40 protein-coding genes and 2 pseudogenes are annotated in these 25,847 nt (G+C 39.4%); 33 read left to right on the plus strand and 9 right to left on the minus strand.

What is annotated here, in order from left to right:
- Positions 1–739 (plus strand): annotated as a pseudogene (locus DWZ47_RS30930) (mobilization protein); the annotation flags it as partial.
- Between the two features lie 205 nt (positions 740–944).
- Here the strand turns inward: DWZ47_RS30930 and DWZ47_RS10195 are convergent.
- From DWZ47_RS10195 to DWZ47_RS10210, 4 genes are all read right to left on the minus strand, one after another.
- A complete protein-coding gene (locus tag DWZ47_RS10195) occupies positions 945–1,517 on the minus strand; it encodes a porin family protein (protein ID WP_004295701.1) in 573 nt (190 codons plus the stop codon).
- 195 nt (positions 1,518–1,712) lie between these two features.
- Positions 1,713–2,228 (minus strand): outer membrane beta-barrel protein, encoded by a 516-nt coding sequence (locus DWZ47_RS10200; protein WP_004295700.1) that lies wholly within the window; start codon positions 2,226–2,228, stop codon positions 1,713–1,715.
- A gap of 429 nt (positions 2,229–2,657) precedes the next feature.
- Complete coding sequence (locus DWZ47_RS10205) at positions 2,658–3,137, minus strand: hypothetical protein (RefSeq protein ID WP_117513014.1); 480 nt, start codon at positions 3,135–3,137, stop codon at positions 2,658–2,660.
- A complete protein-coding gene (locus DWZ47_RS10210) occupies positions 3,134–3,517 on the minus strand; it encodes a helix-turn-helix domain-containing protein (RefSeq protein WP_117513017.1) in 384 nt (127 codons plus the stop codon). The genes DWZ47_RS10205 and DWZ47_RS10210 overlap by 4 nt, the downstream gene beginning before the upstream one ends.
- A 113-nt stretch (positions 3,518–3,630) precedes the next feature.
- Between DWZ47_RS10210 and DWZ47_RS10215 the strand changes: the two genes are divergently transcribed.
- The 32 genes and pseudogenes from DWZ47_RS10215 (at position 3,631) to DWZ47_RS10355 (ending at position 23,071) form a co-directional block, all read left to right on the plus strand.
- Positions 3,631–3,822 carry a hypothetical protein gene (locus tag DWZ47_RS10215; RefSeq protein ID WP_004318078.1) on the plus strand — a complete coding sequence of 64 codons (192 nt, stop codon included), beginning with the start codon at positions 3,631–3,633 and terminating at the stop codon, positions 3,820–3,822.
- Positions 3,823–3,843: 21 nt separating this feature from the next.
- Positions 3,844–3,999 carry a hypothetical protein gene (locus tag DWZ47_RS30615; protein WP_008761316.1) on the plus strand — a complete coding sequence of 52 codons (156 nt, stop codon included), beginning with the start codon at positions 3,844–3,846 and terminating at the stop codon, positions 3,997–3,999.
- Positions 4,000–4,031: 32 nt separating this feature from the next.
- Complete coding sequence (locus tag DWZ47_RS10220; protein ID WP_004318077.1) at positions 4,032–4,265, plus strand: hypothetical protein; 234 nt, start codon at positions 4,032–4,034, stop codon at positions 4,263–4,265.
- 19 nt (positions 4,266–4,284) lie between these two features.
- A complete protein-coding gene (locus DWZ47_RS10225) occupies positions 4,285–4,554 on the plus strand; it encodes a hypothetical protein (protein ID WP_008761315.1) in 270 nt (89 codons plus the stop codon).
- A gap of 106 nt (positions 4,555–4,660) precedes the next feature.
- On the plus strand, positions 4,661–5,617 hold the full coding sequence (locus DWZ47_RS10230; RefSeq protein WP_117513019.1) for a recombinase RecT: 957 nt from the start codon (positions 4,661–4,663) through the stop codon (positions 5,615–5,617).
- Positions 5,618–5,635: 18 nt separating this feature from the next.
- Positions 5,636–6,832, plus strand: coding sequence for a hypothetical protein (locus tag DWZ47_RS10235; protein WP_117513021.1), 1,197 nt, complete (start codon positions 5,636–5,638; stop codon positions 6,830–6,832).
- A gap of 2 nt (positions 6,833–6,834) precedes the next feature.
- Positions 6,835–7,497, plus strand: a complete 663-nt coding sequence (locus tag DWZ47_RS10240) for a hypothetical protein (RefSeq protein WP_117513023.1) — start codon at positions 6,835–6,837, stop codon at positions 7,495–7,497.
- Between the two features lie 2 nt (positions 7,498–7,499).
- A complete protein-coding gene (locus DWZ47_RS10245; RefSeq protein WP_032850348.1) occupies positions 7,500–7,937 on the plus strand; it encodes a DUF1367 family protein in 438 nt (145 codons plus the stop codon).
- Positions 7,934–8,146 carry a hypothetical protein gene (locus DWZ47_RS10250; protein WP_008761310.1) on the plus strand — a complete coding sequence of 71 codons (213 nt, stop codon included), beginning with the start codon at positions 7,934–7,936 and terminating at the stop codon, positions 8,144–8,146. The genes DWZ47_RS10245 and DWZ47_RS10250 overlap by 4 nt, the downstream gene beginning before the upstream one ends.
- Complete coding sequence (locus DWZ47_RS10255) at positions 8,115–9,551, plus strand: DEAD/DEAH box helicase (RefSeq protein WP_073345834.1); 1,437 nt, start codon at positions 8,115–8,117, stop codon at positions 9,549–9,551. The genes DWZ47_RS10250 and DWZ47_RS10255 overlap by 32 nt, the downstream gene beginning before the upstream one ends.
- A 351-nt stretch (positions 9,552–9,902) precedes the next feature.
- A complete protein-coding gene (locus DWZ47_RS10260) occupies positions 9,903–10,301 on the plus strand; it encodes a hypothetical protein (protein ID WP_117513025.1) in 399 nt (132 codons plus the stop codon).
- Between the two features lie 19 nt (positions 10,302–10,320).
- Complete coding sequence (locus DWZ47_RS10265; RefSeq protein WP_008761307.1) at positions 10,321–11,235, plus strand: hypothetical protein; 915 nt, start codon at positions 10,321–10,323, stop codon at positions 11,233–11,235.
- Between the two features lie 207 nt (positions 11,236–11,442).
- On the plus strand, positions 11,443–11,649 hold the full coding sequence (locus tag DWZ47_RS10270; RefSeq protein ID WP_004318054.1) for a hypothetical protein: 207 nt from the start codon (positions 11,443–11,445) through the stop codon (positions 11,647–11,649).
- A 13-nt stretch (positions 11,650–11,662) separates the two neighbouring features.
- Positions 11,663–11,938 (plus strand): HU family DNA-binding protein, encoded by a 276-nt coding sequence (locus DWZ47_RS10275; protein ID WP_073345836.1) that lies wholly within the window; start codon positions 11,663–11,665, stop codon positions 11,936–11,938.
- Positions 11,935–12,600 (plus strand): DUF4494 domain-containing protein, encoded by a 666-nt coding sequence (locus DWZ47_RS10280; RefSeq protein WP_073345838.1) that lies wholly within the window; start codon positions 11,935–11,937, stop codon positions 12,598–12,600. Before DWZ47_RS10275 ends, DWZ47_RS10280 begins: the two co-directional genes overlap by 4 nt.
- Entirely contained in the window at positions 12,542–12,970 is a 429-nt protein-coding gene (locus tag DWZ47_RS10285; RefSeq protein ID WP_004318048.1) for a VRR-NUC domain-containing protein, read from the plus strand. The genes DWZ47_RS10280 and DWZ47_RS10285 overlap by 59 nt, the downstream gene beginning before the upstream one ends.
- Positions 12,955–13,935 (plus strand): DUF4373 domain-containing protein, encoded by a 981-nt coding sequence (locus DWZ47_RS10290; RefSeq protein ID WP_117513027.1) that lies wholly within the window; start codon positions 12,955–12,957, stop codon positions 13,933–13,935. The genes DWZ47_RS10285 and DWZ47_RS10290 overlap by 16 nt, the downstream gene beginning before the upstream one ends.
- A complete protein-coding gene (locus DWZ47_RS10295) occupies positions 13,932–15,101 on the plus strand; it encodes a DNA cytosine methyltransferase (protein WP_117513029.1) in 1,170 nt (389 codons plus the stop codon). The genes DWZ47_RS10290 and DWZ47_RS10295 overlap by 4 nt, the downstream gene beginning before the upstream one ends.
- A 12-nt stretch (positions 15,102–15,113) precedes the next feature.
- On the plus strand, positions 15,114–15,311 hold the full coding sequence (locus DWZ47_RS10300) for a hypothetical protein (RefSeq protein ID WP_008761301.1): 198 nt from the start codon (positions 15,114–15,116) through the stop codon (positions 15,309–15,311).
- An 11-nt stretch (positions 15,312–15,322) separates the two neighbouring features.
- The gene (locus tag DWZ47_RS30620; protein ID WP_008761300.1) at positions 15,323–15,496 is read left to right on the plus strand and encodes a hypothetical protein; all 174 of its coding nucleotides are present in this window, start codon (positions 15,323–15,325) and stop codon (positions 15,494–15,496) included.
- Complete coding sequence (locus DWZ47_RS10305; RefSeq protein WP_117513031.1) at positions 15,493–16,398, plus strand: phosphoadenosine phosphosulfate reductase family protein; 906 nt, start codon at positions 15,493–15,495, stop codon at positions 16,396–16,398. The genes DWZ47_RS30620 and DWZ47_RS10305 overlap by 4 nt, the downstream gene beginning before the upstream one ends.
- A 26-nt stretch (positions 16,399–16,424) precedes the next feature.
- Positions 16,425–16,907 carry a DNA N-6-adenine-methyltransferase gene (locus DWZ47_RS10310; protein ID WP_117513034.1) on the plus strand — a complete coding sequence of 161 codons (483 nt, stop codon included), beginning with the start codon at positions 16,425–16,427 and terminating at the stop codon, positions 16,905–16,907.
- A gap of 28 nt (positions 16,908–16,935) precedes the next feature.
- Complete coding sequence (locus DWZ47_RS10315) at positions 16,936–17,163, plus strand: hypothetical protein (RefSeq protein ID WP_117513036.1); 228 nt, start codon at positions 16,936–16,938, stop codon at positions 17,161–17,163.
- A 19-nt stretch (positions 17,164–17,182) separates the two neighbouring features.
- Positions 17,183–17,662, plus strand: a pseudogene (locus tag DWZ47_RS10320) (methyltransferase); the annotation flags it as partial.
- 229 nt (positions 17,663–17,891) lie between these two features.
- On the plus strand, positions 17,892–18,500 hold the full coding sequence (locus DWZ47_RS10325; RefSeq protein WP_117513038.1) for a hypothetical protein: 609 nt from the start codon (positions 17,892–17,894) through the stop codon (positions 18,498–18,500).
- A gap of 19 nt (positions 18,501–18,519) precedes the next feature.
- On the plus strand, positions 18,520–18,753 hold the full coding sequence (locus tag DWZ47_RS10330; protein ID WP_147330781.1) for a hypothetical protein: 234 nt from the start codon (positions 18,520–18,522) through the stop codon (positions 18,751–18,753).
- On the plus strand, positions 18,746–19,018 hold the full coding sequence (locus DWZ47_RS10335; RefSeq protein ID WP_117513042.1) for a hypothetical protein: 273 nt from the start codon (positions 18,746–18,748) through the stop codon (positions 19,016–19,018). Before DWZ47_RS10330 ends, DWZ47_RS10335 begins: the two co-directional genes overlap by 8 nt.
- A 205-nt stretch (positions 19,019–19,223) precedes the next feature.
- On the plus strand, positions 19,224–19,382 hold the full coding sequence (locus DWZ47_RS30630; protein ID WP_199488150.1) for a hypothetical protein: 159 nt from the start codon (positions 19,224–19,226) through the stop codon (positions 19,380–19,382).
- A 12-nt stretch (positions 19,383–19,394) separates the two neighbouring features.
- The gene (locus DWZ47_RS10340) at positions 19,395–19,631 is read left to right on the plus strand and encodes a hypothetical protein (protein ID WP_004318022.1); all 237 of its coding nucleotides are present in this window, start codon (positions 19,395–19,397) and stop codon (positions 19,629–19,631) included.
- Between the two features lie 36 nt (positions 19,632–19,667).
- Positions 19,668–20,093: a hypothetical protein gene (locus DWZ47_RS10345; RefSeq protein WP_073345859.1), complete on the plus strand. Its 426-nt coding sequence runs from the start codon at positions 19,668–19,670 to the stop codon at positions 20,091–20,093.
- A 101-nt stretch (positions 20,094–20,194) separates the two neighbouring features.
- Entirely contained in the window at positions 20,195–20,359 is a 165-nt protein-coding gene (locus DWZ47_RS30935) for a hypothetical protein (protein WP_195442786.1), read from the plus strand.
- A 63-nt stretch (positions 20,360–20,422) separates the two neighbouring features.
- On the plus strand, positions 20,423–23,071 hold the full coding sequence (locus DWZ47_RS10355; RefSeq protein WP_073345861.1) for a hypothetical protein: 2,649 nt from the start codon (positions 20,423–20,425) through the stop codon (positions 23,069–23,071).
- 91 nt (positions 23,072–23,162) lie between these two features.
- Here DWZ47_RS10355 and DWZ47_RS10360 read toward each other — a convergent pair whose 3' ends face one another.
- The 5 genes from DWZ47_RS10360 to DWZ47_RS10380 are packed head-to-tail and all read right to left on the minus strand — an operon-like array spanning position 23,163 to position 25,846.
- A complete protein-coding gene (locus tag DWZ47_RS10360) occupies positions 23,163–23,693 on the minus strand; it encodes a hypothetical protein (protein ID WP_117513044.1) in 531 nt (176 codons plus the stop codon).
- 9 nt (positions 23,694–23,702) lie between these two features.
- Positions 23,703–24,218 (minus strand): hypothetical protein, encoded by a 516-nt coding sequence (locus DWZ47_RS10365; protein WP_008761290.1) that lies wholly within the window; start codon positions 24,216–24,218, stop codon positions 23,703–23,705.
- A gap of 23 nt (positions 24,219–24,241) precedes the next feature.
- Positions 24,242–24,691: a hypothetical protein gene (locus DWZ47_RS10370; RefSeq protein WP_004318011.1), complete on the minus strand. Its 450-nt coding sequence runs from the start codon at positions 24,689–24,691 to the stop codon at positions 24,242–24,244.
- A 2-nt stretch (positions 24,692–24,693) separates the two neighbouring features.
- On the minus strand, positions 24,694–25,260 hold the full coding sequence (locus DWZ47_RS10375; RefSeq protein ID WP_073345866.1) for a DUF6808 domain-containing protein: 567 nt from the start codon (positions 25,258–25,260) through the stop codon (positions 24,694–24,696).
- Entirely contained in the window at positions 25,247–25,846 is a 600-nt protein-coding gene (locus DWZ47_RS10380) for an N-acetylmuramoyl-L-alanine amidase (protein ID WP_117513046.1), read from the minus strand. The genes DWZ47_RS10375 and DWZ47_RS10380 overlap by 14 nt, the downstream gene beginning before the upstream one ends.
- Between the last annotated feature and the right edge of the window lies 1 nt (position 25,847).

Below are 25,847 nucleotides of genomic sequence, written 5' to 3' on the forward strand. Positions count from 1 at the left end.
TTATCGGGATATACAGAAACTCTCCGACGACCTCAAAGCGGAAGTGGTGGATTTGCAACAGCAGAAAGAAACGGCACGGGAAGAACTAAGACGGGCGAAAAAAGAAATACAGACCGAGAAGCTGAAAGGGGCGGCAACCACCGCAGCCACCAACATCGCCGAGAGTGTCGGTTCTCTTTTCGGCAGCAACAAGGTCAAGACATTGGAAAAAGAGAACACCGCCCTGCATAGGGAGGTAGCCGACCACGAGGAAACCATCGAAGCCCTGCAAGATAGAATACAGACCATGCAGGCAGACCACAGCCGACAGATGGCGGAAGTAGAACGGAAGCACCGCAGGGAGATAGCGGACAAGGAAACGAAGCACAAAGAGGAAATATCTTTCTTGAAAACGGTAATCGCAAAGGCTGCGGCATGGTTTCCCTATTTCCGTGAAATGCTCCGTATCGAAAACCTCTGCCGCCTTGTCGGGTTCGATGAAAGGCAGACCGCAACGCTCGTCAAGGGAAAGCCGTTGGAGTATGCAGGGGAACTCTACTCGGAGGAACACGGACGGAAATTCACGACCGAAAAGGCTGGGTTTCAAGTCGTGAAAGACCCCACGGACGGGGCTAAATTGGTTCTTGCCATCGACCGAAAGCCCATTGCCGAATGGTTCAAGGAACAGTTCGAGAAGTTAAGGCAGAACATACGCCGACCTATACAACCGCAAAGGAAAAGCAGAGGAATGAAACTGTAATCGACTTATTACGCTGAAAAACACAAAAAGTACCGTTCATCAGTCATGTATGAACGGTACTTTTTGTACCTTTGCAGGTGGATTTTATAGTTATAAATGCATTTTCCCAAATACAGGGTATGGTTTTTTAATATCAGCTTTTTAAATAAAAAAGCCGCCGCGAATTGTCTTCCGCAACGGCTTTCTGTATTTCGGTGTTTTCTTATCAGAACTTATATCCCACGATAATAGAGAAGTTCATGTTTTTAGGATTACCAACTTTTTCCACATCAACCAGACCAAATTGACCATCCAAGCCTGCAATGATTCTACCAAATTCCAATGCAACTCCTACACCAAGACCTGCATCAAAACGCTTCAAAGCATCATCACCAAAAGTGTCGACTTTACGTTCTGTGTCATTACCTAAGTCAAACTTTGTTTTACCGGCAATACCACAAGCAAAATAAGGACCTGCATTCACCACCAGATTAGTATTATCTGCTACATTGAAACGTGCAGCAGCCATTACTGGCAATTCCAAATACATTGCATTAATGCTATTGCCATCTTTCTTTGCACCTTTACTAGTTAAGAATAATGAAGGTTGCAGTGACCATGTATCAGTAAAAGCATATTCAAAACCTCCACCAAGTTTGAATCCAACCTTTGCATTCAGATCAAGATCACCGGTGTAATTACTAAAGTTCATACCTACTTTGGCATTCCAACCTGTAATTTGAGAGAAACCTGCCACTGAAATCAGTGCAAATAAAACAAACAAAACACTCTTCTTCATAATTTTAAAGTTTTAAATTAATACTAAAGGTTTTTATTGACCTCATTGTTTAACAATACAAATGTATAATTGTAATTTGTATTAAACAACTTTTTCGTTAACAAGTGCGCAATTTATAGAGATTATACATAAAAAAAGGGAATTCCCTATTTTTGAGAACTCCCTTTCCTAATTTGTTGATTTGTTTTCTTCTTATTAGAATGCGTAATGGAAACCAATTGAAAGATCTTCACTAGTAAGTTCAAGACCAAAAGAATCTCCAAGCGTATTTATATTTCTACGATATCCCAGGAAACCATACTTGGCAATGAAAGAGAAGTGATCATTCAATTTAACAGCAATCCCCGGTCTAAGTCCCACTTGTCCGGCTTTAGTAGTGTCTCCGTCTTTAACCTTCACGAAGCCGAGAGCAGCAGTTCCGTCCAGGAACAGGCGAACCGCACCGGTTTCACAGTAAGACCAACGAATGTATGGAGCAACAATTACTGAATTTTTTGTTAGTCCACCATTATAATTATGTGAATAATCCAATTCAGCACCCAATGCCCATGTTTCATTAAAGTTGTATCCAACTTCCGGAGCAACTTTAAAAGAAGTAGTGTTGCCTGTGCTGTTACGCCAAACGTTCAAAGATCCGCCTACGTAAATGTCTTGTGCTTTTACAGCGATAGTTGCTAACATTACAACTACCAATAATAAACCCTTTTTCATTTTCTTTGTTTTTTTAAATTAAACGTTAGACCCCAATTCGGTCGATTTCTGGGGTGCAAATGTAAAGCTGTTTTTATGATTAAACAAACATTTAGTTAGTTTTTTATAATAAATACCAAATAAATATTGGGTGGTAAACGGACATCAGTACCCAACAGGCATAAAATAAAATAGACTGCAAATACTTTCACAAGTATTTACAGTCTATTTATCAGATAGTTAAGTACCTAACCAGCGTATTTGACTATCCTTCTATTGCTGCTTGCGCCGCAGCTAATTATCGTTGCTTTTCAACGAGTTCTATAATATTGTACAACTATTTGTTAACAGCGTTTTTTCATTCAATTATTTCACATTTTCCTATCTCCAGCATTGGTTTTATTCATATCGCCGTGAAGTATATACATATAAAACTCCACTAACCTTTTTTCATTTATATCGTTTATCACTTCTTGCAAAATCCTTATAATCAAATTGATTGACTCCTATTTGTCCATCGTTTAAATCATGATAAATGAAACGAAACTTTAACCCTGTACCCTTTAGATATTCATATAATTCACTTTGGGTAAACTGATAACTCCCATTCGAAATCATAGTAGGTATCTGTTTCTTCTGCTTATCTCTAATACCCTTCATAAACTCCTTCAACTCTATATCTTGGTAATCTGCCATATTTATCTCAACTGAATAATAACACATCATAGTCCAATTGACAAAAGCGACAGATTTGAGTGTAGTAACCTCATCTACTCTCATTGGCAACTGTTTATTTAATTGAGAACAAAAAGTAACATATTGATTTTCTATTTTCTTTTTTGTTTCCTCAATTGATTTTGTATTTTGTCCTTTACAGACCAAACACATAGAACAGAAAGCAAGAAGCAATATTAAGACTTCCTTTTTCATTTCCTCTCCATTAAAACCTTAATCAGCCTTTCTTTCTCCGCAAGCAGTTCCTCTAAATGTTTCACCTTTTCTTGCAAAACAATAATATCCATATTACCATTCACCGCATCACCATGAAGTGAAGCTGGTGAAAAATCGCCATGAGTTAAAACCTGCTCAACTTTTGCAGTCTCTTCCCCTGTGAGAAGCCAACGGGCGTCCACATTAAGTATATTGACGATTTTAGCAATCATATCAACGGAAGGTTTAGACGCTCTTTGCTTTCCTAAATAATTAGATATACTTGTTGGCACGATTCCAATGGCTTTTGCAAAAGCAGCTTTATTGCCATCAAATTTTTCATTGACAATCCATTGCAGCCTGTCGTTTATGGTTTCCATATTTTAATAAAAGTTAATTTACTTGTTAAATCAGTATATTTACTCCTACAATCAAGTAGATTGATTATCTTTGCACTATAAAGTTAAACAATAAACCATAAACCTCAAAGAAAATGGCAGAAAATCAAGTAAAAGTACGTCCAGCTTTAACGGATTTGAAAGTAGGCGGAGAGATTACTTTCCCCATAGCGAAAACCAAGAGTGTGCGTGCCCAGGCATCTGACCTCGGGTTAATTCTTGACCGCAAGTATCAAACAGAGACTGATCGCGAAAAACGCACCATAACAGTAACCCGATTAAAATAATCCATAAATAACAAAGAAGTAATGAGAAGTATACTAGAATCACTAAGAGATAAAGTTGAGAATGGTTCAATAACAATCAGAGAAGCGGCAATTGCACTACATAAAGCCGGTTGGACAAACTTCATCGACATAAATGCAACCAATGCGTTGCTTTTCAATCGTGAAAGAAATCACTAGATAAATACAATGTGTACGTAAAAAATTAAATTATGAATTTCAACAGAGTCACTAAACAAATCGTCGTTTTTGTAGCAGGCTTCATTATGTTCTTCTGCTTGCTCGGTATAGCAGGTACCACTGATCGTACAGAACAAATAGTTTATGCTATGCCACAAGAGGCATACGAGGCTATATATCTGAAACTCGGTAATGGATGCACCGACCGCCAAATAGCCGATGAATATATGGCCAATAAACAATATTACGATGCATTGTCACAATAATCAAAGAAAGTAACACTCTATGTTCACACTTGATTTCACAGATAAATCTGTCACTTATGACACATTCATCCACGATGTTGCTACATCAGTGGTTCGAATGCTTGCTGACACACGCAACGATCCCGAAATGGTTAGCCAGCGACAAGCATACGCAATGTTCGGTCGCGGCAATGTGGATAGATGGCGCAAGCAGGGTAAGATAAATCCCTGTAAGCGCCCGGGCAAAGTTGAATATCGCACAGTAGAGTTACGCGTCCTTCAACAAAAACAACAAGACTATTTCAAATGACAACCAGATCCGATAGTGTAGGAAGCACATCAATAGAAAGTAGTAGTTCAAATCTGCTTCGGATCACAAAAGCAAACTGTATTATAAACCTTTTAAATTTTTAATTATGAGCAATGCTATTTCATTGGCTAAAGAGTTGCAAGAAATGAAAGCAACCGAAGTAATACGTAACGAACGTGTACGTAGCCAGTTCATCAGCGTGTACAATTCCATTTGGAAAGAGGGAGGTGAACAGGTCTACGAGCGAGAGGCTATCTATTTCAACCAACAGCTTCGAGACAAATCAAACCTCCGTGAATGTTCCGGGACTTCTATCTTCTACGCATTCATTGACCTTGCGGTAAAGGGGCTAACCCTTGCCACGGGAGCACAGGCCCTCTGTTACCTCATCCCTCGTTCTGTAAAGATAGGAACGAACGACAAGGGTAGCGATGTATGGGAAAAAGTTTGCAATCTTACCATTTCCGGCTACGGAGAACTGGTACTCCGCAAAAATGCCGGACAGATACGCCACTCCGACAATCCTATCATCGTCTACGAAGGCGACAGTTTCCAATATGGCGAACAGAACGGACAAAAAGTAGTAAACTACATGTCCGCATTTCCCCGTAAGTCGAATAAGATTATCGCCTGCTTCATGAAAATCACCCGTGCAGATGGCTCTATCGACTACTCCGTCATGACGGAACAAGATTGGATGCGCCTGAAAGGATATTCCGACAAGCAGAACACCTATTTCGACCGCAAAGAAAACAAGTGGGTAACAAGACCCAATGAACTCTACGACAAGGACGGTCAGATAGATACGGGGTTCCTTATAGCAAAGTGTATCAAACACGCTTTCAAGACTTATCCTAAAATCAATATCGGCAAAGGTTCAGTCATGGAATCTGACATAATTGATAACCCGCAAGGAGGTTTCGATCCTTACAGTGGAATTGACACCACGCAACCCGAACCACAGGAAAAGCAGGAAGAACAGCATTTTGCACCTCAACCTGATATGTCGGCAGGGGTAACTATTGACCCAGCAAGTCAAGGAGATAACGATGATACTTTCTAACCTTAATACATTGTACATATGTCTTCAGAATTAGTAATCATCAAGCAGGAAAATATACAGACCATAGTGTCTGCTGCTCCACAATCATATAGTGACAACAAGCTGTCATGTGAAAGATGTATCAGTGCCGGGCAATCCATACTCAATACCATTACAACTAATGGTGGAATGACTGACGAACTTGATAAAGAGGCAGCTCTTTTCATCGAAAAAGCACGTAAAACAGTCAAGAAGATGAACGAGAAACGTTCGCCTGTCACAAAACTTTTTGATGACATCCGTCGAGAGTTTACGGTAATAGAGAATGCTATTGACCCCACCAAAGTTGATACTATCCCCTATAAACTCCAACAATACCGTAACCAATATGCAGCAAAGAAACGTGCCGAAGAAGAAAAACGCCGTCAGGAAGAGTACAAACGTCAACAAGCGGAACAAGCCCGTGTAAAATTGAGACAAGACATTGAAGGGGATTTTAAGGCACAATTTCAAACATATCTCAATCAATCCATCAATTGGCTCACTACAAAGGATAACAGTGTTACGCTCGAGAACTATAACACAGTGTACAGTGAGGTAAAGAACTTTTCGGTTTCTCTTCCTGCTGACTGGTTACATAATCTTCATACTCTCATCCGTATACCTGCCAATATTTCGGTAGACGAGCTTCGACAATTTGAAACTGACACAAAGGAACGCCTTGGTAAGCAATTTACCGAACAATACACTGCAGAAATCCAAGACAACAAGGATTTCATTCTTGACCGTCTGCCCTCAAAGAAAACAAACCTCGAACGCATGGCACAAGCTGATGCGGCCGAAGCTGCACGTGTCAAAGCTGAAATGGAAGAACGCCAACGCAAGGAAGCCGAAGAGCGAGAGGCAGAACGCAAACGCAAAGAAGAGGAAGAAAAGCAAAAGGCGGAAATGGCACGCCAGCAAGCTGAAATGAACGGATTATTTTCTGAACAGGCTTCTATGCAGAATTATCAACCCAAAGTAAAAGTCACTCAAAAGATAGAGTTACTTAATCCTGAAGGTATCATGCCAATACTCTCAATGTGGTGGAGTAAAGAAGGGTGCACACTTTCGGTTGAAGAGTTGAGTAAGTTATTCAAAAAACAAATTACGTTCTGTGAAAAACTGGCTAACAAGGATAGTGTCTATATTGAAAATGAGAGTGTACAATATATTGACGATGTGAAAGCAAAGTAACCATGAGTCACAATCCTGATACATATTACAATCGTAGTGAGGTTAGTAACTCTGACCTCACCGAACTAAAAAACATTCTCCATCCTCGGATGCAATTCGGTGATAAGGAAGCTGCATTTCGTTTCGGCTCGCTGGTAGATGCAATTATTACCGAACCTGCACGGGTAGACTACTACCGCCTAACAGTAGATGATGAACAATATACCGAAGATGAGTTCCGACATGCACAAGAAATGCAGAAAGCACTTCGCATGGAAGCACGCCACGATGAGTTCCTTTTTAAAGTGCTTGGTTATGCCGAAACACAGCGTTTCATGGTAAACACACAACAACAATTTACTTATTGTGGCTTCCCCTTTTCGCTTGATACACGATGTAAGTGGGATTGGTGGCTCGGCCTTTTTGGCGGTGATCTTAAAACCACATTTGCCTCAACACAGCAACAGTTTGAAGAAGCGATTGACTTCTTCGATTGGGACAGGAGTCGTGCTTGGTATATGGACATTGCAGGTTCCAACCGTGATTTCATTTATGCTATCAGCAAAAAGAACTGCAAAGTATTCAAGAAGTTCATCAATCGGGATGATAAGGTCTACAACCGTGGACGCGAGAAATATGAAGAATTGGCTTTCCAATACTGGTGTTTAACTCCACAAGACAATTAACAATGGACATATATTGCAAAGTAACTCAATATGGATTAGTTCCTCTATATAATACAGACCTCGAACTAAAGAAACACTTGAAGATTGGTAATGTAGTCAAGTGTAAGGTAAGCAATCCACGCAATTATGAGCACCACAAAAAGTTTTTCGCTTTGGTACGCCTTACTTTCGACAATTTGCCCCTGCCATTAGTCGAGAAGTGGCACATACATAATGAACAGGATATGCTTCGCCGATTCAAACGTGACCTTGGCTACTTCACTAATACTCTCAATGAATATGGTGAACATGAAATAGAGTATCTCAGTATATCGTTTGCCGCCATGGAACAACACGAATTTGAGAAATTCTATAACCAATGCATTGACCTTGTTCTCAATAAGTATATCAAAGGCATTGACAAAGATGATTTAATCACAGAAATAGAAGAATTCAAATGAAACCACAGGTAGGACAATATCATTACACTCCACACGGACGAGGATTCCGCATATACCGCTATACAGAGGTAACAGATAGCTTTCAGTCAGCCTCTCCGGTACTTAGTGAGCCAATCTTCTACGATCGTGAGAAAGCAAAGAAACGTGTTTATGAACTTAATGGTTGGAAATACAACAATGAACGGACTCAAACATCATCTGCGCGTTGAACCATACGACTATCAACGTGAAGGTATAGTTTATGGACTGGAACACCGCCGTCTTATTATCGGTGACGAACCGGGATTAGGAAAGACATTGCAAAGTATCGGCATTGTTGATACAGCCAATGCATATCCTTGTCTTGTTATCTGCCCGTCCTCGCTCAAAATCAACTGGCAACGCGAGTTCGAGAAATTCACGGATAAATCTGCGGTCGTTCTTGACAATGCTGTACGTACAACATGGAATTACTTGTTATCTATGGGAGTGCATCAGGTAGCAGTGGTAAATTACGAAAGTTTGCGCAAATATTTTGTTTGGGACATCAAAGCGGAAAGTAAGCAGTTCCGTCTCAAAGATGTTGTATTCTGTCCTCAAATACAGATGTTCAAATCAATCATCATCGACGAAAGCCATCGTGTGAAAGACCCGTCTGCACAGCAAACAATCTTTACCAAAGGTTTGTCTGTTGGCAAGGAATGGATAATACTCCTGTCAGGTACCCCCGTTGTCAACCGTCCGGAGGATTTGATAGCGCAACTTTCTATCATGAACAGATTAAACGACTTTGGCGGTCGCGGAAAATTCATAGCTGACTATTGCACTGACCCGAAAGACAAGGATGCGGAACCGGCTGTACCACTTTCCGAACTATCTCGGCAACTCTATGATACTTGCATGATACGCCGTGAAAAAGCAAAGGTACTTCCCCAGCTACCTGACAAAACACGAGTAGACCTGTATGTCGATATATCCAACAGTGCCGAATACAATCTTGCAGCTTCCGATCTCGCTACATACCTACAAGAATATACAGAATGTACAGATTGGGAAATACGCCGCAAGATGCGTATGGAAGCACTTGTGAAGTTCATGACACTTCGTTCCTTAGCTACCAAAGGGAAAATTGCACAAGCTGTTGACTTTATCAAGACATTCCTTGACAGTGGCAAAAAACTGATTGTGTTCTGCTCGCTTCATGAGATTGTAGATGAACTGCAAAAGGTATTTCCGAAAGCCGTCACAGTTACAGGGCGTGATAGCGCAATAAACAAACAGGCTTCTGTGGATGCTTTCCAAAACAACCCAAATGTGCAGCTCATCATCTGTTCCATTAAAGCAGCCGGCGTTGGTCTCACACTCACAGCTTCCTCAAATGTAGCCTTCATTGAACTTGCATGGACATATGCAGATTGCTGTCAATGTGAAGACCGTGCACACCGTATAGGGCAAAAGGACAATGTAACCTGTTATTATCTGCTTGGTCGTGGTACAATCGACCATACGATATACTCTCTTATTCACCGTAAGAAATCCATCGCATCCGAGATTATGAACTCTGATGACGATATTCCGACCGATGAAATGTATTTCAATGAATTGGTCAAATCATTCTTAACAGCATCGGGATAATGGAAGTATGCAAAACAGATATGCAGAAAATTATCAAATATCTTAATGATGCTGCAATAATGTATGACAATCATCCCGGACAACGTAATGTATGTCGCGCATGGGTAATAAGACAACTAATAAAAAAACTGAATAAAAAATTAGTAGTAACCAGTAAATAAAGTAATATGAGAATCTATTTCGATATAATATTTGTGGTTTTAAATGTCATCCTTTTTGCTTTGAACTTTCATTTTGCCTTAGAATCCAAATCATCTAAGTCATATACGTATGCCATCTTAGGAATGACTTTTGCCATTGCAGCTATCGTCTTACTTCTATCTACCGATTCAAATCAAGAATAAAAATAATATGGCAACACATCAAATAACAATAGCAAAAGCATCCAAGAATGACTTTGAGAAAGTATACAATCTGCTTTCTCCGATGGAGGAACTCTTCAACAATAGGTGGAGTAATGAGGAAAGCTGGACAGAGTGGGATGATGACAACGAGGATAAACTGGAACTTCTTGCCATCCGTAAAGAAATAGCCGAGGAAGAATACTGTGATGAGGATGAAGTGGACAACCGTCTTGTCTTATACGAGTTTATTAAACGCAGAATGAGATTATGCGGATGCAGCAACTGGCAGCGCGTTGTTACCGCCGCCGAATGTCTGATTGACACCTTCTGCGATCCACAAGAGTCTTGTCTTGTCTGGCGCCCGGATTTGAAGCGTGCGATGTATAATACGATGCTGGGTGAATAATAATTTAAAACAATAGGTAATGAACATTGGATTAATAGACGTTGACGGTCATAACTTTCCAAACTTCGCTCTTATGCGTGCCTCTGCATATCATAAGGCAAAAGGCGATCAAGTAGAATGGGCTACTCCTTTCAACAGATATGATAAAGTTCTAGCGAGCAAAGTGTTTACTTTCACTCCAGACTTTAATTATATGACATTACAAGCTGATATTATCGAAAAAGGAGGAACCGGTTATGATATTCATAAGAAGCTTCCATTTGAAATATCTTGTAGCACACTCATGGATTATTCCATTTATCCACAATATCATTTTTCTATTCAGTTCTTTTCAAGAGGCTGTATCCGGAAATGCCCATTTTGTCTGGTTCGGGAAAAAGAGGGCTACATCCGGTCCGTCCACCCTGTAGACCTGAATCCCAAGGGAGAATGGATAGAAGTATTAGACAACAACTTCTTTGCAAACCCGAGATGGAAAGAAGCTATTGACTATCTTATAAAAGCTGGACAAATGGTTAATTTCCATGGTGTTGATGTCAGGATCATGAATGAGGAGCAAGCATTTTACTTGAGTAAGTTGAAATTGAAAAGAAGAATCCACATTGCTTGGGATTTACCGGATATTGACCTTACTGAAAAGCTAAAAGAAGTGACTAAATATATCAAACCTCGTAATTTGTCTTGCTATGTTCTAGTCGGCTTTAACTCAACAATTGAACAAGATATGTATCGGTTAAACCGACTTAAGGAGTTGGGAATCTCACCTTTTGTACAACCATACCGAGACTTTAATAATGATCGCAAACCAACATTATACGAAAAGGATATTGCACAGTGGGCTAACAAACATCAAATATTTAAATCTTGTGATTTTGCCGACTTTTCACCACGAAAAGGATTCAAGTGCAAATATTATTTAAAACAATTAGAATAGAAGTAAAATAAAATAGCCCGTAAACACCTTGTAGTAATCAGTAAGTTTGGAATGGAACAGATGGCCAACATCGACAAACATTAAGATACCATCTATCCTCGTTAGTCTTGCTTGCGTTGGCAGTACGAGTTACAAGGTCGAAACAGTAGCAGAGGAAAACCAAATTAACGGGAAATGCGGGCTATTTATAAATAACTAAATAGAGCTATGGATGAATTTTATATGGTATTTGTAGAAGGATGCGCCACTCCTACCTACAAACATGAGAATTTGGAAAGCGCCGAAAATGAAGCGAAAAGACTTGCTACTCTTCTTAAGAAGAAAGCATACGTTTTATGTACAATAAAATCAATTGAAGATACTCAGTACAAAATTGAGGATTGTAGACCTAACGGAAGTGATTTACCATTTTAATAAAAATACAACAATGAAGAAAATTGAAATCGTTGAACACGTCATCAACAATACGACTATTAGTCGTTCACAAGCTATTCAAGCCGTAGATTGCGTTTTTGATGCTATTGAAAATTCTCTTTGTAAAGGTGAGAGTGTTTATATCCGTGGTTTTGCCACAATTAAGGCACACACCTCCAAAAGAAAGAAAGCACGGAATATTAGCAAGGGAACAACAGTTGTTATTCCAGCTCAACGCTCTGCCAAGCTCATCATTAGTAAACAACTTAAAGCTCGAATGAATTTATGATGCACACATGGTTTGAATGTAAAATCCGTTACGAAAGAGTAATGGAAAATGGAATGAACAAGAAAGTTACAGAACCTTATCTTGTCGATGCACTTAGCTTTACAGAGGCCGAAGCACGGATCATCGAAGAAATGACCCCATTTATCTCTGGAGAATTTACTATATCAGACATTAAACGTGCCAACTATAGTGAACTCTTCCCTAGCGACGAAGCGAGTGCCGACCGCTGGTTCAAATGCAAACTATTTTTTATCACACTGGATGATAAAAGCGGTGCGGAAAAAAAGACTTCGACACAAGTATTGGTACAGGCTGCCGACTTACGTGACGCAGTGAAGAAACTGGACGAAGGCATGAAGGGAACAATGGCAGATTATCAAATTGCATCTGTTTCCGAAACCGCTATCATGGATGTTTACCCGTATTCTGCCGAAGAATCCATTACAGATACCATCAGCGAAAATGCCAACTCCCCTATTGTACGCAATTTCATCCAATCACTTCCTGAAGGTTGTAAGACAACAATAACAGTTGGAGGAAAGAAAGTCGTAGTCGACAAAACAGGAAAGGACACCATTGTTACACCTAAAAATGAAAACAGCCATGACATTGGAAGAGATGCTCTCAAAGGAAAGAAAACAAAAAAAGAAGCAAAAACATAACGATGAGGAACACCGCATACAATGCGCTTGTGTAAAATACTTCAATTTGAGGTATCCGAAGTTGAAAGGTCGACTATTCGCCGTACCAAATGGTGGTAGACGTGATGCTGTAACAGCATCAAAACTTAAAGCCGAGGGTGTAATAGCCGGTGTATCCGACCTGATCCTATTGAAAAGCAATCGTGATTACGGTGCGCTACTCATTGAAATGAAAAAGAAAGGTGGCTATCAATCCCCATCGCAAAAACAATGGCAAAAGATGATCTGTGAAAACAGAGAATACAAATATGTTGTATGCCATTCGCTAGATGATTTCATTCGTGAGGTGGATGAGTTTCTAAAAAATGCAGAATTATGGGACGAAATGTAAAAAAAGGGCTCGACTATTTCCCTTTTGATGTTGACTTTTTTCAGGACATAAAAATAAGGAAACTGATCAAGTACCAGCGTGGCAAGGCTGTCACTGTATATGCTCTCCTGCTTTGTCTTATCTATAAAAATGGGTATTACATGTTGTGGGACGAAGAGTTGCCCTTCATATTATCGGAACAAACCGGTTTTGAAGAAGCGTATATACAGGAGGTCGTCAGATGTTGCCTGGCACTAGGGTTGTTTTCTAAAGAACTCTTTGATAAGGAAAAAGTTCTCACTTCAATCGGAATACAAGAACGCTATAAACGAATATGTGATGATTGCAGAAGAAAGTGTGAATTTTCAGAGTTTAACCTTATTTCTTCCGAAGATAAACGCATTTCTTCCGAAGAAAAGCCCAAAAACTCCGCAAAAAGTACACAAATAAAAGAAAAGGAAATAAAAGAAAAGAAAACTCCTCCTCAAACTCCCCCTAGCGGGGTCGTTTCGTCGGACAGAGGAGGAAGAATAACTTCGTCTCCTTCTTCTGAAAAATATTTTGATATTAAGGCAGAATTGCGTGGTAAACCGGGTATAACAGAAAATGACGTATGGGAAGCTATGCGCCTTGCCGAAAACGGTAAAGAATCATCTATCGGCACAGGGGTCATCAAACAATGGCTAGACAATCCCTCAATGTGTGACTTCTATATAATCATCCAAAATCTACAGAGAATGGAGCGTGAAGGACAAATAAGGGTGATGTCTCATGAAAACTACTTTGTGTATGTTTTTCTGCTAATGAACCTGACAAAATCCGATGCTGATTCAGTTCGCCTATATATCCAAGACCCGACACTGTTCGAAGAATGTAAAAAGCTGATTGCCGAAATTAAAAAAGGCGGCATCAACCAGCCCGGCAGATTCCTGCTCAAAAAGTTGAGAGAATGTCAAATGAGTATTAATAAACAAAATCTAAAATGAAATTAGTTCATGGCAGTTTATTCAGCGGTTTTGACGCCCCCAGTATTGCAGCTTCATGGATGGGATGGGAAAATGCCTTTCACTGTGAGATAAACCCTTTTTGCAACGAGATACTAAAATATTGGTTTTCTGATTCAGAACATTATGAAGATATTACAAAAACAGACTTTAGTCAATGGAAAGGAAGAATCGACGTCCTCACAGGCGGATTTCCTTGTCAGCCTTTCTCCCTCGCAGGCCAGAGAAAGGGAGCGGATGATAACCGTTATCTCTGGCCGCACATGCTCCGTGCTATACGAGAAATCCGACCCGCTTGGGTTATTGGTGAAAACGTTGCTGGAATCCTCACAATGGTTCAGCCCGGCAAGGAGACTGAAGTGGGAAGCCAAACCTCTCTTTTCGGAGAAGATAACCGAAAAAGAATATTGCTACGACAAGAGTATGTTGTCGAAACCATCTGTAAAGACCTTGAGCGAGAAGGATATTCCGTCCAACCGTTGCTTATTCCGGCTTGTGCCGTCGGAGCGCCCCACAGAAGAGACAGGGTGTGGTTTGTTGCACGACTTATTACCGACACCGCGTGTCGTGGAAGTGGTGGAACACCCTATGAAAGCTGCCGCGAGAACGAAAGACAGGACGGGTACGAAACTCAACAACCTATCTTCAGGAGCTACGTTCGGACTGCTTCCGACTCCCAATGCTCGGGAAGCGGACAAATACAGCAAAAAATACAATCCAAAAAGCCAAATGGGTACCGCATTAACAGCAATGGCAGTAAACGGAATGTTGCCGACTCCTACAAATTCAATGGTGACTTACCAGGATTTCATTCAGGCAGGATATCACAGTTCGAAGCGTCCGGATTACGGATTGATCCCAACACCTACTGCGAGTTCCCATCACAACGGATGCTGCAAGGAGAGAAAGGACGGTACAAGCAGAAAATCCGAACTGAATCATTACATAGCCGCTCAAACTGGGAAAACTTCCCTACTCAATCCCCTGTTTGTCGAGGAAATGATGGGCTTCCCTTTGATGTGGACAACCTTACCATTCCTTTCACAAAGTGGAGACAGGAATCAGTCAAAGGATACGGAAACGCCATAGTTCCGCAGGTGATTCTTGAAATTTTCAAAGCAATTGAAGAAATAGAACAATTAGAGTAAAACTAATCAGAAATGAGTAAAATAATTATAGATGGCAAGAAATATGAACGAATCAAAGTTAAGGGGAAAGAAAATTGCAACGATTGCGATTTAGCAAAAAATGTAAGAAGTTTAGCCTCTGTGCCTATTTGTTGGCAGGAAGGAAACGAAAAGATTATAAAATATTGTGAGAATCACCCTGATGTAATATACAAAGAAGTTAAACCATAACAAATATAAAAATGAGCGAAATCAAGAATTTAAAAATAGGTGACCTATTCTCTATTCGCAAAAATGGAATAGTGTATGAGTTTCTCGGATATTGTCCGATAGAGAACCTCCCTATTGCTTTTAATCGCAATAAGTATGAAACAGTATATTTTGAAGATGAAAATAAAAAAGTCTATATGCAATGAAAATAATAGTAAGTTTTTCCGGTGGTAAGGATTCGCAAGCCTGTTTAATCCAGGCTACCAATAAATACGGAGCCGATAAAATAGAAGCTGTTTTCTGTGATACTGGTTGGGAGCATCCCGAAACCTATCAACATATTAGTGACGTGTGCAAACAGCTTGATGTTAAATTAGTAGTTTTGAGAAGCAAGAAATATACTGATTTTGTAGATATGTCTATCAAGCGCTCCCGGTTCCCGTCTTCCCAAAGAAGGTTTTGTACTTCAGAATTGAAAATTAAACCGATGATTGATTACATTCTCTCACTTACTGAACCTTGCGTGATTATACAAGGCATCCGGGCAAAGGAAAGTGAAGAGCGTGCTAAACTTCCCTATGAATGCAATTACTTTGGGGAGTATTACGAACGCATTAAAAAGAATCGCAAAGGAAAGATTGTTGAAGTATGGAAGCAGGATTATCGTAGAAAAGATGTACTTAAATGGTGTGAACACTATGATGCAAGCGTTTCCCGTCCGATTTTTCAGTGGTCGGCACAAGAAGTAATAAATCATATCTTATCTGCCGGACAAAAGCCAAATCCTTTGTATTCTCGTGGATTTTCCCGTGTTGGTTGCTATCCTTGTATTATGTGCCGAAAGCAGGAAGTCAAACTCATTTCACAAGAAGAGTTCGGGCGTAACCGCTTGATAGATGCAGAGCAAAGGATGAAAGAAGAAACTCCAAAAGGTTCGTCTTTCTTCTCACCCGGTTACATCCCCAATCGCTTCTGCAAGAATAGAACTTACCCAACAGTACAGGAAGTTTTCGAGTATGTGAACCGTAACGATGTCGGTATGGATGATATGTTTGAGCCAGAAGGTGGATATAGTTGCATGAGCCTTTATCATGGACTTTGCGAATAAGAAGTTTAATTCAAATCAGAATAGAAATGAATACAACCTTTGAAAAATCGGCTAATACCACTGATGAATGGTACACACCGAAGGAAATTATAGACGCATTAGGAAAGTTCGATTTAGATCCATGTGCTCCGGTTAACCCACTTTGGCAAACAGCAGAAATCATGTACAACAAGAATCAGGATGGATTAACTAAAAAATGGATAGGCCGGGTTTGGCTAAATCCTCCTTATTCCCGTCCGCTTATTGAACAGTTTGTTAAGCGTTTGGCAGAGCATGGCAACGGAATTGCATTACTCTTTAATCGTTGTGACTCAAATATGTTTCAAGATATCATTTTTGAGAAAGCCACGGCAATGAAGTTTCTACGTAACCGGATTCGTTTCTTTCGACCGGATGGGACCCGTGGGGATTCGCCCGGTTGTGGTAGTAATCTCATTGCTTTTGGTGAGGATAATGCGGAGATATTAAGAACTTGCAATATTGCAGGTAAGTATATTAGAATCAATTAGAGTAAAACAGAATAGAAAGGAATAAATTATGCAATACATATTAACAGAACAAGAATATAGAGCTTTAACCCCTATTAGTGAGGTAGATAAACTCAAAGAAGAAGTACAGCTTCTGAATGATAAAGTTATGGAGCTTAGTGAACATCCATGTGGAAGTGACGCAGATTATAGAAGTATAACCTTTTATTGCGATGATTGCCCGATTGGTACATTGGGCACTGGAACTTGCACAAAGAGCCAACATTATTCTAAATAACCTTCAAAACAAATTAGTAATGAGTGAAACGAAAATCATATTAGATGCCTGTTGCGGTAGCCGGATGTTTTGGTTCGACAAGGAAAATCCTTTGACCTTGTTTGCTGACATCAGAGATGAAGAGCATACTCTTTGCGACGGTCGAAGTCTGAAAGTTCATCCGGACATCGTATCTGATTTTACCGATATGCCATTCTTGGATGAATCCTTTAAACTGGTAGTGTTTGATCCTCCCCATTTGCTAAAGGTTGGTAAAAATAGTTGGTTAGCCAAGAAGTATGGTAAACTTCCTGAAGATTGGCCAAGATTGATAAAGAAGGGCGTAGATGAATGCTTTCGTGTTCTGGAAGACTACGGAGTTCTGATTTTCAAATGGAATGAGGATCAGATAACAGTTAGGGAAGTATTGAAGGCCATCAATCGGCAACCACTCTTCGGCCATACTACCGGAAGGCATGGTAAAACCATGTGGATGTGCTTTATGAAGTTACCAATTAACGTAAAACAGAATAGAATGAATATAGAAGAAGCAATAAAAGCCATGCAAAGTGGTGCTAAATTAACCCATAAATATCTTCCAGCAATGGGTACTCAATATCTATATATCATAGATGGAGAGTATGTAGATTCTAAAGGCTATATATTAAACAAGGTGGATGTTGAAACCCGCCTTAAAGCTAACATATTTAAGATTGGATGGCAGAAAGTTTACTAATAACTGAGTAGATATGAGTAAAATAGATTTAAACGCCCTCCGTGATAGGGCATATAAAACCGCTTGTGAACACGGCTTCCACGATCAAGAATTGAGTAACGAGCACTGTCTTTGCCTTGTAATATCCGAACTAATGGAAGCTGTGGAAGCTGATAGAAGGGGAAAGCGTGCTAATGTTGATTGGTTCGAGAAGAAAATCTCAACCAGTCGTATTTGTCAAGGGTTAGACCCTGACATTCCCAAAGAGCGTGGTTACGAAGTTGCATACAATGAAACAATCAAAGGAGCAATAGAGGAAGAGTTAGCTGATGCTGTTATCCGCTTACTTGACCTTGCAGGACTTCGAGGGATAAGCCTTGAACTTGCCAACGGAGATATTGATGACTGTATTGAAGATATGGCAGAAGCCTGTAAAGACGAAACTTTCACCGAATCAATCTATTCCATCTCTACACTTCCTGTTAGATATGACGGAATATTTGATTTTCCTACAGCCGTGAATGATATGATACTATCAATCTTCGGGCTTGCCAAGCACTTAGATATAGACCTGCTTTGGCACATCGAGCAGAAAATGAAGTATAACGAACTCTGTGAAAAGATGCATGGGAAGAAGTATTAACTCTCATAACAAATTAGTAATGAATAAGATATTAAAGCAAGGTGAGATATATAAGTATCCCAAAGGTACAAAAGTGAGAATTAAAGATAGCGTACAATGCCATCAACAATACCATGACGGAGGTACTCTTATCTTTCAAGATAGGAAAGATGTAGATAAAGGGGAATATCGTGTAGGCATTCAAGTAGAATTAGGAGTTTGTTTTGATTTCCATCCAGATGATTACGAATTGATTAAAACAAAATATGAATAAAAAAGAAATCATACGAACCATTAGAGCTTTTAAGAAAGCCCTAAAAAAAGGTAGTCCTAAAACTGTATGGAAAGCCAGTTGCTGGGACATTCACGAAAAGCTATACACTGTTGATGAGATAGCCGCCCGTTTTTTGCGGAGGAAAGGTTATAATGTACAAATTGACATATCCGATAATACAGAATGCCCCTCTTATTCGTTCGGCTACATACGATTCTATCGTTATGTAAGAATCTGTTTTAACCAATATCAAAACAAGAAGTAATGAAAAAAATGCTACTAATGTGTATTGTCCTTACTCTAACAGTAGGGTGTAGAACAAAGAAGGTTCCATACGCGACTTTCAAAAGAGAATATAAAGAAAACCGCTTCACAAAACAATTTCAACAAGCGGATTCAATGTTTAAAGAACAATATAAATATAGATAAATAATGGATGCAAAAACACACTCTTTACCAAAGTTGTCCTGATGCGCAAAGCGCAAAAAGAATATTTTAAATGTCGTACTCAAGCTAATTTACGAGTTTGCAAAGCACTCGAAGCCGAGATTGACCGGGAGATTGAACGTGTTAATAGCATCATCCCTCCTCCCAAACAACCGAAACAAAAGAACTTATTCACAGATTAAAACCAATAGATTATGAATTCAACAGTATTAAAAGAAATCATTGCGTTCCTCTTCGGACGCAAATATTATGCCAATATTGTAGCTACCAAAGGTACAACCAAACAAGAAATCTGTTCTTACATTTTTGCAACAAAAGAAGCCGCTAACCGGCATCGATTGGAAATCGAAACAACCTTATCGTTTACTTTTGTCGAAACAGTTACCTTTCGTTCTCGTCGAGTACATCTCAATGCGTCAGTAAAAAGTTAAACTACAAAAGCTAATCATTCATCATACTTTCGTACTATGATTATCAGTAAGTTAAAATTATGGTGGCAATCACTTCTGTATTATGTGATTGCCGACCCTGCCGACAACTCGATAACGCTTTCCAAACGCTTGTTCTTGCATATCAAGAATAATGCCAGGAAGAGTGATGCAGCGCGTGTATTCGTTTTCCGTATTTCTGGAGACGATACATTCGGATTCATAATCAATCCAGTTATTGAACAAGCAACCCAAATGTGCGATATTCAATACAACGACAAGTATAAATGTATAGGATTTGAAACGCTCTGTCCGTCAGTCGGCCGCATCCTTTATGAATATGGACTATCCGATAACTGTCGAGTAAAATTGTCCGTATCAATTCAGAAAACTCCACAAGGAAAAACTTATTATAAATTCGACAAGCCAAATGCAAAGTATATTAGGAAACACCCGAAAAGCTGATATCACCTTTTACGCATCAGGAAGGATAGATATTAGTGCTCGCGTCGCAAAACATCTCCAGCTCTCACGCGGAGATGTTTTGGACATAATGATTGACCAAGATGAATTTTACCTTTACGTTAGACTTCGTTCACCAAACGGGAGGCATGAAGCGATGGTATTCCCAACGAATAAGGCAGGAAATCATTTCAGAACTTCATCAAGCAGACTTTGTACAGCAATTCTCCAAGAATGTAAAGCAACAGCTAAAGCAAGATTATGTGTAGGAGAACCAACAGAAAACGAATACGGTAAACTATTACCAATTATCACTAAATACCTTTTGTAATATGATAAAAGAGATTAAGTACAATGGATATTCTGCCAATCCATCAGATTACGAATGTGCAGATGGTGACTTGTCAGTTGCAATGAATCTTATTCCTGAAGATGGAGTATTAAAAGGCATTCAAAAGCCTCAATGTTTATTTACTCTCCCACAAGGAAAAAAAGTGATATACATACACAACATCTCGGTATATAAACATTACATAATTTACGATACAGAATCCGCCGCCTTACAATGGTTATCCTCTAACGACACTGATAAGCAGCCCGAAGATATAGTATCTATTTCTGGAGAACTCTATCAGGTAACATCACTTGGAAACACATTAATCATACTCACATCTGAGGGCATAATTTATGCCCTCTACAAGTCAGGAACATATGTACTCATGGGAAGTAACCCGGTATTTCCATCGCTCTCTTTCCGACTAAGAGCATCTATGGGAAACTCGGATATGTTATCTGCAAGTTTCCCCGGATTTACTCCGTCTATTATTCTTAATTCACTTATTCTCTCAATAGAAGCCAGCCAAGCTGTAAGAGATACTGTATTGGCATTTACCAATAAATATACCGCCGATGCCAAAACAGCAGGATTATTCCAATACCCATTCATGATAAGATATGCCTACCGTATGTATGACGGAACCCTCAACTACATTTCATCTCCAGTAAAAGTCTACCCATCATATGGCATACCTTATCTCATACATTATACAGGTTATGAAGTTAACAATGGTCTATACACCAAATTCAATATGGTTGTATCACATGTTGCATCAAAATTATATTACGAGATAACAAATTTCGATGAAGTGAAAGAATCTGTAGCCGAATGGGGGGAATTGGTTAAGAGTATTGATATATTTATCACTCCCCCACTCTATACTGTTGATCAGGACAGTATGTGCAAATCAATCTCCCCATATGCCTATTTGGGACCAATGGGTGGTTCGTCCGCATTTTTAAGTTATTGCGCTAACTCCGGTAATGAGAATATCAACGGTAAATTAATATATCGATGTCATAATGCAAGTGAATCAATCAATTCCAATCAACTTTTCTTTGGAATGTCAGGTAAATCACTTGTAGATGATGACTCTTCATTACCTTTCTACCTTATCTCTTCCATTGACGTAAAAAAAATACAATCGGGTGAGAACATTGTTTCTATTGAAAATGGTGCTCTCAATTCACTTGAGGCAAAAGAAGTAATGGAGGGTGACAGCAATTTAATGGGAACAATTGTCGCAAAACATGCATTTCCATACAACGCACGTCTAAATCTGACCGGAGTAACTATTATCCCTCCGACATTCCCACTTGAATCTTGTTTTCAATATGCTAATGGAGAGTATGATAACGAAACTAAAAAAGCCGTTGAGAAAACATATTCTTATAAAGCATACATCTTCATTGAAGCCGAGAAACGAAAAGTTATGGTACAGTTTCTTTCCGGTATACCAATGAATATCGTTGATTCATACTTCTTTTATCCCAACATCAATGCAAAAGAGCTTATTATTGAGCGTATAGATAACAATGGAGTAAAATCCTATTCATATAGCAAATTACATAAACATGAAACACTTAACGGAGTATACGGAAGTATCAACACGAGTTTCTCTAGTACCCCCGATATGAGCCTCATTACTGATACAGAAATCGGAATCCCATATCCAAATAAAATATATACTTCTGATGTAAACGATCCTTTTTCATTTCCCGCTCTCGGAGTCTGCACTGTTGGAACAGGTACAATCATTGGACTCAGTTCAGCCGCAAAGGCTTTATCACAAGGCCAATTTGGTCAATTTCCTCTTTACTGTTTCTCTACTGATGGAATTTGGGCCCTCGAGGTTTCTTCTACCGGTTCCTACTCTGCCCGCCAGCCTATCACACGTGATGTGTGTATTAATTCCGATAGTATAACCCAGATTGATAATGCTGTACTATTTGCAACTGACCGTGGTATTATGCTTATTAGCGGTTCTACAAGCCAATGTATTTCGGATATTTTGGACAGTGAATTGGCTTTCTCTATCAATTCTTTACCCCATTTGAATAAATTGGTTAATAATACAAGATTTAATTCAACAGAATTTCAATTTCTAACTTTCCGCGAATTTCTAAAAACATGTAGGATGATTTACGACTATATACACCAACGTATCATCATTCACAACCCATCATGTACCTATGCTTACTTATATTCAATGGATAGTAAGCAATGGGGAATGATGCATAGTAACATCATGAGTGGTTTAAACTCCTATCCTGATGCACTCGCTATGACTTCAGATAATGATCTCGTTAATTTCTCACAGCCTGATAACACAATAGAACCTATTACTGCATTGGCTGTCACTCGTCCGTTCAAAATAGATGATCCAAACATGTTCAAAACGATAGACACCATCATACAACGCGGATATTTCAAGAGTAGCCATGTCTCACAAGTTCTGTATGGCTCAAATGATTTATTCAACTGGCATGCAGTATGGAGTAGTACCGATAAATATATGCGAGGCTTCCATGGCACACCATACAAAGCATTCCGACTTGTACTAATATGCAAACTAGACAAATCTGAAAGTTTGTTGGGGTTTACCGTCCAATTCACCCCCCGTATGCTTAATAAACCAAGATAACTTACATAGGTTAGTTTTTTTCATATTAAGGTTAAGAAAGATTGTTAGCAAAAGAGCCGGAATGCGTGATGCACTCCGGCTCTTCCTTTTATCAGAAAGGTTTCAACTTTCGTTTTATTTTGCCTTTTCTCGACATTAGCGATGTCTGTATCTTAGCTCTGATACTCATTATCTTCTCCTCCCAATTAGCCTTACTACTTGGATTCGTTATACTCATCCAATCTGCAAGTACCTTACAGATAAGATACTCGTGTATCAGATGTTTTAGTAGCTTCACCGTAGATAAAGAAAAATCCTCCGGTAAAGTGAGTACAATATGATATTCTTCGGGAGCTACAAGAATATCATCAAGAGCTTCCTGTTCGTCCGAGATTTCCTGTTTGGTATATGGATATAGCATTTCCACACATTCTGCATGGGTAAGATTGAGTACACGTGTAACCCGGTTCACATTACCACTTTGTCCAATGTCAAACACCTGATGCCGGGCATGTTCATTCTCCGTTTCCATAATATCACCTTCCACAAAAGAGCAGTTCTCTACGTCATAGAGTAACTCTGAACGTTTGAATGTCAGCGTTACTGTTTTTGTCTGCTGGAGTTTCTTACAACAATATCCCATGAGAATACATTAAGAATAAGTCGGTCTTTCAGGTCGGCTACGTTTATAAAGCGCACGCTTTACATTCTCTAAACTTATCGCCGAATGCTGTACGTATGAAGCTGCATCTTCCGGGTTGGTAATGGCAAACCAATCTCCCAAAGCCATATCTACAAGGTAGGCATGAATACCATTGCCCAACGCATCAGCCGAAGAGTTGTTATAGTTACTCGGCAACTCGAATGCAAGTTCTAGTACACCATTATCATCAATTTCTTTTGCAATCAGATTGTTGCTTGTACTTTTGTCTTCTGAAAGATACTCTCCAAGCAGACTCTTCAAAGATGAAAACGCATTTGCCAATGAACGACGGATTTGATAGCTGTTTTCCTCATCATCACTCGCTTGCATATTAGAGGCGGCTTCATAATTCTTTTTACCCTCTGCCTCACGCGCCTGCCCGGTCAAGTATGCCTTGTTCTGAATATCATAAACAAGCTCTTTAACCTGTTGGGTCACTGTCAATGTTTTCTTGTTTTCTGCCATAATAAATAAAGATTAAAAATAATTCAATTGTACGTAGGACGTATAGGACGTTTTTTAAAAAATGCCTTACGCATGACGTCCTCCATATAGGTAGCCGCTTCCGTTGCATATCCGGTTGCTTCTTCTTTATTGGTAAATGTGTACCACTTTGCCGTAATATTCATAACAAAAAACGAGAACAGACTACGTTCCATACTTTCTGTTAAAGCTTCATCAAACGAACTTGATAACCCCAACGAAAGCTGATATATCCCCTCTCTTTCGACTTCGTTAAGAAGTATTTTTTTCAAGCTATTACAAGCAGTGTTTTTGCTTTCATTCCAAAAACGCTCTAGCATACTCTTATCCTCATCCGTTGTGAAAATACGGTTGTATGCGAGTTCGTTGTCCATCTTAGCCCCGGTATAAGCTGTGGTCTGTGCCACTTCTTCATATACACTTTCTTTATTGACGGTTAAAGCAATATCTGTCATAATTAAAAATTGAATAGATTACATGATACACCAACTCCAATATATGGTGTAAATTCCGGCACCCCTCTTAATGCTATTCCATATCCAATTTGAACACCAACACTCCAACGTTTCTTCCTCGACCTAGGATAGCAGTCGTTAATGGTTACCACTTCATGTTGCGAATGTAATACCAAGCTGTCAAGTTTCGGGTTATATCCGCTTACGTATGCCGTATATAAACTATCCTTGTATACCTTTTTGGTAATAGGAATAATCACATCTACACTATCCTCTGATACAGATTCATGGAAATTTTTCACGATTTTCGGAAATTCTGATACGCTTTCAGGCAATTTTTGTACGTTTTCCGGCAATTTCGAGACTGTAGGAAGACGTTCAGTAACATATCGAATAACAAAGCTGTCTTTAGGAATGGGCTTATAAAATGGTATTGTATCAACATAGGTTGTTCTTGTTGTATCTCTTGTTTTCTGTTGCCTACTTGCAAAATGTACTACATTCATAAACAACGAAGCAAGAAATACAATCATAAACAACACTACTGCAATATTCTTAAGTTTTCCCATACTTGGTGACGTATTTGATTATTGCATTTACATGAGTTTTAATGATAGCTTGCTTCCCCTCATCTGAGTTGAGGAAAGCCACATCTTCTTTATTATCCTGAAAAAAGTTTTCTGTAAGAACAGCCGGACATTTGGTTTTTACTAAAATGTAGAAGTTCTCTTCCCAATCTGGATCTCCGTCCGAATTATCCCTACGGATTTTTTGTCCGGCAAAATTCTGTTCGGCTTCCTCGTATAACATAGTGGCCAATTCATCCGATTTTGTTTTACCTTTTGAAGTGTATGCCGACCAACCTCTTGCACTCATCCATTCGCCGTTTCCCGCAGCATTGCAATGAATAGAAACAAGTAATACATTTGTTGCCCCATACCGTGCACAAATTTCATTCACACGTCTTGCTCGTTCTGCCAATGGCACATCTACTGTCTCATGCACAATACGCTCTATATCATATCCTTTCGCACGCAAGGCTCGTTCCACAGATTCTGCAATCTCGCGTGCATAAAGGTATTCTCGTAATTTCCCATCAGGAGAACGTTTGCCCGGTGTATTTTCCCCGTGTCCATTATCTATTAATATTTTCATA

It is taken from the genome of Bacteroides sp. AF32-8BH, from assembly GCF_003435205.1.
In the GTDB taxonomy this organism is placed as follows: Bacteria; Bacteroidota; Bacteroidia; order Bacteroidales; family Bacteroidaceae; genus Bacteroides; species Bacteroides ovatus.

What these genes read in the sequence shown, in the direction of transcription:
- DWZ47_RS10235 (WP_117513021.1), top strand. Translation starts at nt 5,636, where the DNA reads ATGTCTTCAGAATTAGTAATCATCAAGCAGGAAAATATACAGACCATA.
- DWZ47_RS10370 (WP_004318011.1), bottom strand. Translation starts at nt 24,691, where the DNA reads ATGACAGATATTGCTTTAACCGTCAATAAAGAAAGTGTATATGAAGAA.
- DWZ47_RS10195 (WP_004295701.1), bottom strand. Translation starts at nt 1,517, where the DNA reads ATGAAGAAGAGTGTTTTGTTTGTTTTATTTGCACTGATTTCAGTGGCA.
- DWZ47_RS30620 (WP_008761300.1), top strand. Translation starts at nt 15,323, where the DNA reads ATGAGCGAAATCAAGAATTTAAAAATAGGTGACCTATTCTCTATTCGC.
- DWZ47_RS10365 (WP_008761290.1), bottom strand. Translation starts at nt 24,218, where the DNA reads ATGGCAGAAAACAAGAAAACATTGACAGTGACCCAACAGGTTAAAGAG.
- DWZ47_RS10260 (WP_117513025.1), top strand. Translation starts at nt 9,903, where the DNA reads ATGGCAACACATCAAATAACAATAGCAAAAGCATCCAAGAATGACTTT.
- DWZ47_RS10250 (WP_008761310.1), top strand. Translation starts at nt 7,934, where the DNA reads ATGAAACCACAGGTAGGACAATATCATTACACTCCACACGGACGAGGA.
- DWZ47_RS10255 (WP_073345834.1), top strand. Translation starts at nt 8,115, where the DNA reads ATGAACGGACTCAAACATCATCTGCGCGTTGAACCATACGACTATCAA.
- DWZ47_RS10310 (WP_117513034.1), top strand. Translation starts at nt 16,425, where the DNA reads ATGAATACAACCTTTGAAAAATCGGCTAATACCACTGATGAATGGTAC.
- DWZ47_RS10210 (WP_117513017.1), bottom strand. Translation starts at nt 3,517, where the DNA reads ATGGAAACCATAAACGACAGGCTGCAATGGATTGTCAATGAAAAATTT.
- DWZ47_RS10340 (WP_004318022.1), top strand. Translation starts at nt 19,395, where the DNA reads ATGAATTCAACAGTATTAAAAGAAATCATTGCGTTCCTCTTCGGACGC.
- DWZ47_RS10315 (WP_117513036.1), top strand. Translation starts at nt 16,936, where the DNA reads ATGCAATACATATTAACAGAACAAGAATATAGAGCTTTAACCCCTATT.
- DWZ47_RS10345 (WP_073345859.1), top strand. Translation starts at nt 19,668, where the DNA reads ATGATTATCAGTAAGTTAAAATTATGGTGGCAATCACTTCTGTATTAT.
- DWZ47_RS10240 (WP_117513023.1), top strand. Translation starts at nt 6,835, where the DNA reads ATGAGTCACAATCCTGATACATATTACAATCGTAGTGAGGTTAGTAAC.
- DWZ47_RS10325 (WP_117513038.1), top strand. Translation starts at nt 17,892, where the DNA reads ATGAGTAAAATAGATTTAAACGCCCTCCGTGATAGGGCATATAAAACC.
- DWZ47_RS10200 (WP_004295700.1), bottom strand. Translation starts at nt 2,228, where the DNA reads ATGAAAAAGGGTTTATTATTGGTAGTTGTAATGTTAGCAACTATCGCT.
- DWZ47_RS10285 (WP_004318048.1), top strand. Translation starts at nt 12,542, where the DNA reads ATGACATTGGAAGAGATGCTCTCAAAGGAAAGAAAACAAAAAAAGAAG.
- DWZ47_RS10220 (WP_004318077.1), top strand. Translation starts at nt 4,032, where the DNA reads ATGAATTTCAACAGAGTCACTAAACAAATCGTCGTTTTTGTAGCAGGC.
- DWZ47_RS10295 (WP_117513029.1), top strand. Translation starts at nt 13,932, where the DNA reads ATGAAATTAGTTCATGGCAGTTTATTCAGCGGTTTTGACGCCCCCAGT.
- DWZ47_RS30630 (WP_199488150.1), top strand. Translation starts at nt 19,224, where the DNA reads ATGCGCAAAGCGCAAAAAGAATATTTTAAATGTCGTACTCAAGCTAAT.
- DWZ47_RS10225 (WP_008761315.1), top strand. Translation starts at nt 4,285, where the DNA reads ATGTTCACACTTGATTTCACAGATAAATCTGTCACTTATGACACATTC.
- DWZ47_RS10355 (WP_073345861.1), top strand. Translation starts at nt 20,423, where the DNA reads ATGATAAAAGAGATTAAGTACAATGGATATTCTGCCAATCCATCAGAT.
- DWZ47_RS10290 (WP_117513027.1), top strand. Translation starts at nt 12,955, where the DNA reads ATGGGACGAAATGTAAAAAAAGGGCTCGACTATTTCCCTTTTGATGTT.
- DWZ47_RS10265 (WP_008761307.1), top strand. Translation starts at nt 10,321, where the DNA reads ATGAACATTGGATTAATAGACGTTGACGGTCATAACTTTCCAAACTTC.
- DWZ47_RS10215 (WP_004318078.1), top strand. Translation starts at nt 3,631, where the DNA reads ATGGCAGAAAATCAAGTAAAAGTACGTCCAGCTTTAACGGATTTGAAA.
- DWZ47_RS10270 (WP_004318054.1), top strand. Translation starts at nt 11,443, where the DNA reads ATGGATGAATTTTATATGGTATTTGTAGAAGGATGCGCCACTCCTACC.
- DWZ47_RS10280 (WP_073345838.1), top strand. Translation starts at nt 11,935, where the DNA reads ATGATGCACACATGGTTTGAATGTAAAATCCGTTACGAAAGAGTAATG.
- DWZ47_RS10375 (WP_073345866.1), bottom strand. Translation starts at nt 25,260, where the DNA reads ATGGGAAAACTTAAGAATATTGCAGTAGTGTTGTTTATGATTGTATTT.
- DWZ47_RS30615 (WP_008761316.1), top strand. Translation starts at nt 3,844, where the DNA reads ATGAGAAGTATACTAGAATCACTAAGAGATAAAGTTGAGAATGGTTCA.
- DWZ47_RS10275 (WP_073345836.1), top strand. Translation starts at nt 11,663, where the DNA reads ATGAAGAAAATTGAAATCGTTGAACACGTCATCAACAATACGACTATT.
- DWZ47_RS10300 (WP_008761301.1), top strand. Translation starts at nt 15,114, where the DNA reads ATGAGTAAAATAATTATAGATGGCAAGAAATATGAACGAATCAAAGTT.
- DWZ47_RS10380 (WP_117513046.1), bottom strand. Translation starts at nt 25,846, where the DNA reads ATGAAAATATTAATAGATAATGGACACGGGGAAAATACACCGGGCAAA.
- DWZ47_RS10205 (WP_117513014.1), bottom strand. Translation starts at nt 3,137, where the DNA reads ATGAAAAAGGAAGTCTTAATATTGCTTCTTGCTTTCTGTTCTATGTGT.
- DWZ47_RS30935 (WP_195442786.1), top strand. Translation starts at nt 20,195, where the DNA reads ATGAATTTTACCTTTACGTTAGACTTCGTTCACCAAACGGGAGGCATG.
- DWZ47_RS10305 (WP_117513031.1), top strand. Translation starts at nt 15,493, where the DNA reads ATGAAAATAATAGTAAGTTTTTCCGGTGGTAAGGATTCGCAAGCCTGT.
- DWZ47_RS10360 (WP_117513044.1), bottom strand. Translation starts at nt 23,693, where the DNA reads ATGGGATATTGTTGTAAGAAACTCCAGCAGACAAAAACAGTAACGCTG.
- DWZ47_RS10245 (WP_032850348.1), top strand. Translation starts at nt 7,500, where the DNA reads ATGGACATATATTGCAAAGTAACTCAATATGGATTAGTTCCTCTATAT.
- DWZ47_RS10335 (WP_117513042.1), top strand. Translation starts at nt 18,746, where the DNA reads ATGAATAAAAAAGAAATCATACGAACCATTAGAGCTTTTAAGAAAGCC.
- DWZ47_RS10230 (WP_117513019.1), top strand. Translation starts at nt 4,661, where the DNA reads ATGAGCAATGCTATTTCATTGGCTAAAGAGTTGCAAGAAATGAAAGCA.
- DWZ47_RS10330 (WP_147330781.1), top strand. Translation starts at nt 18,520, where the DNA reads ATGAATAAGATATTAAAGCAAGGTGAGATATATAAGTATCCCAAAGGT.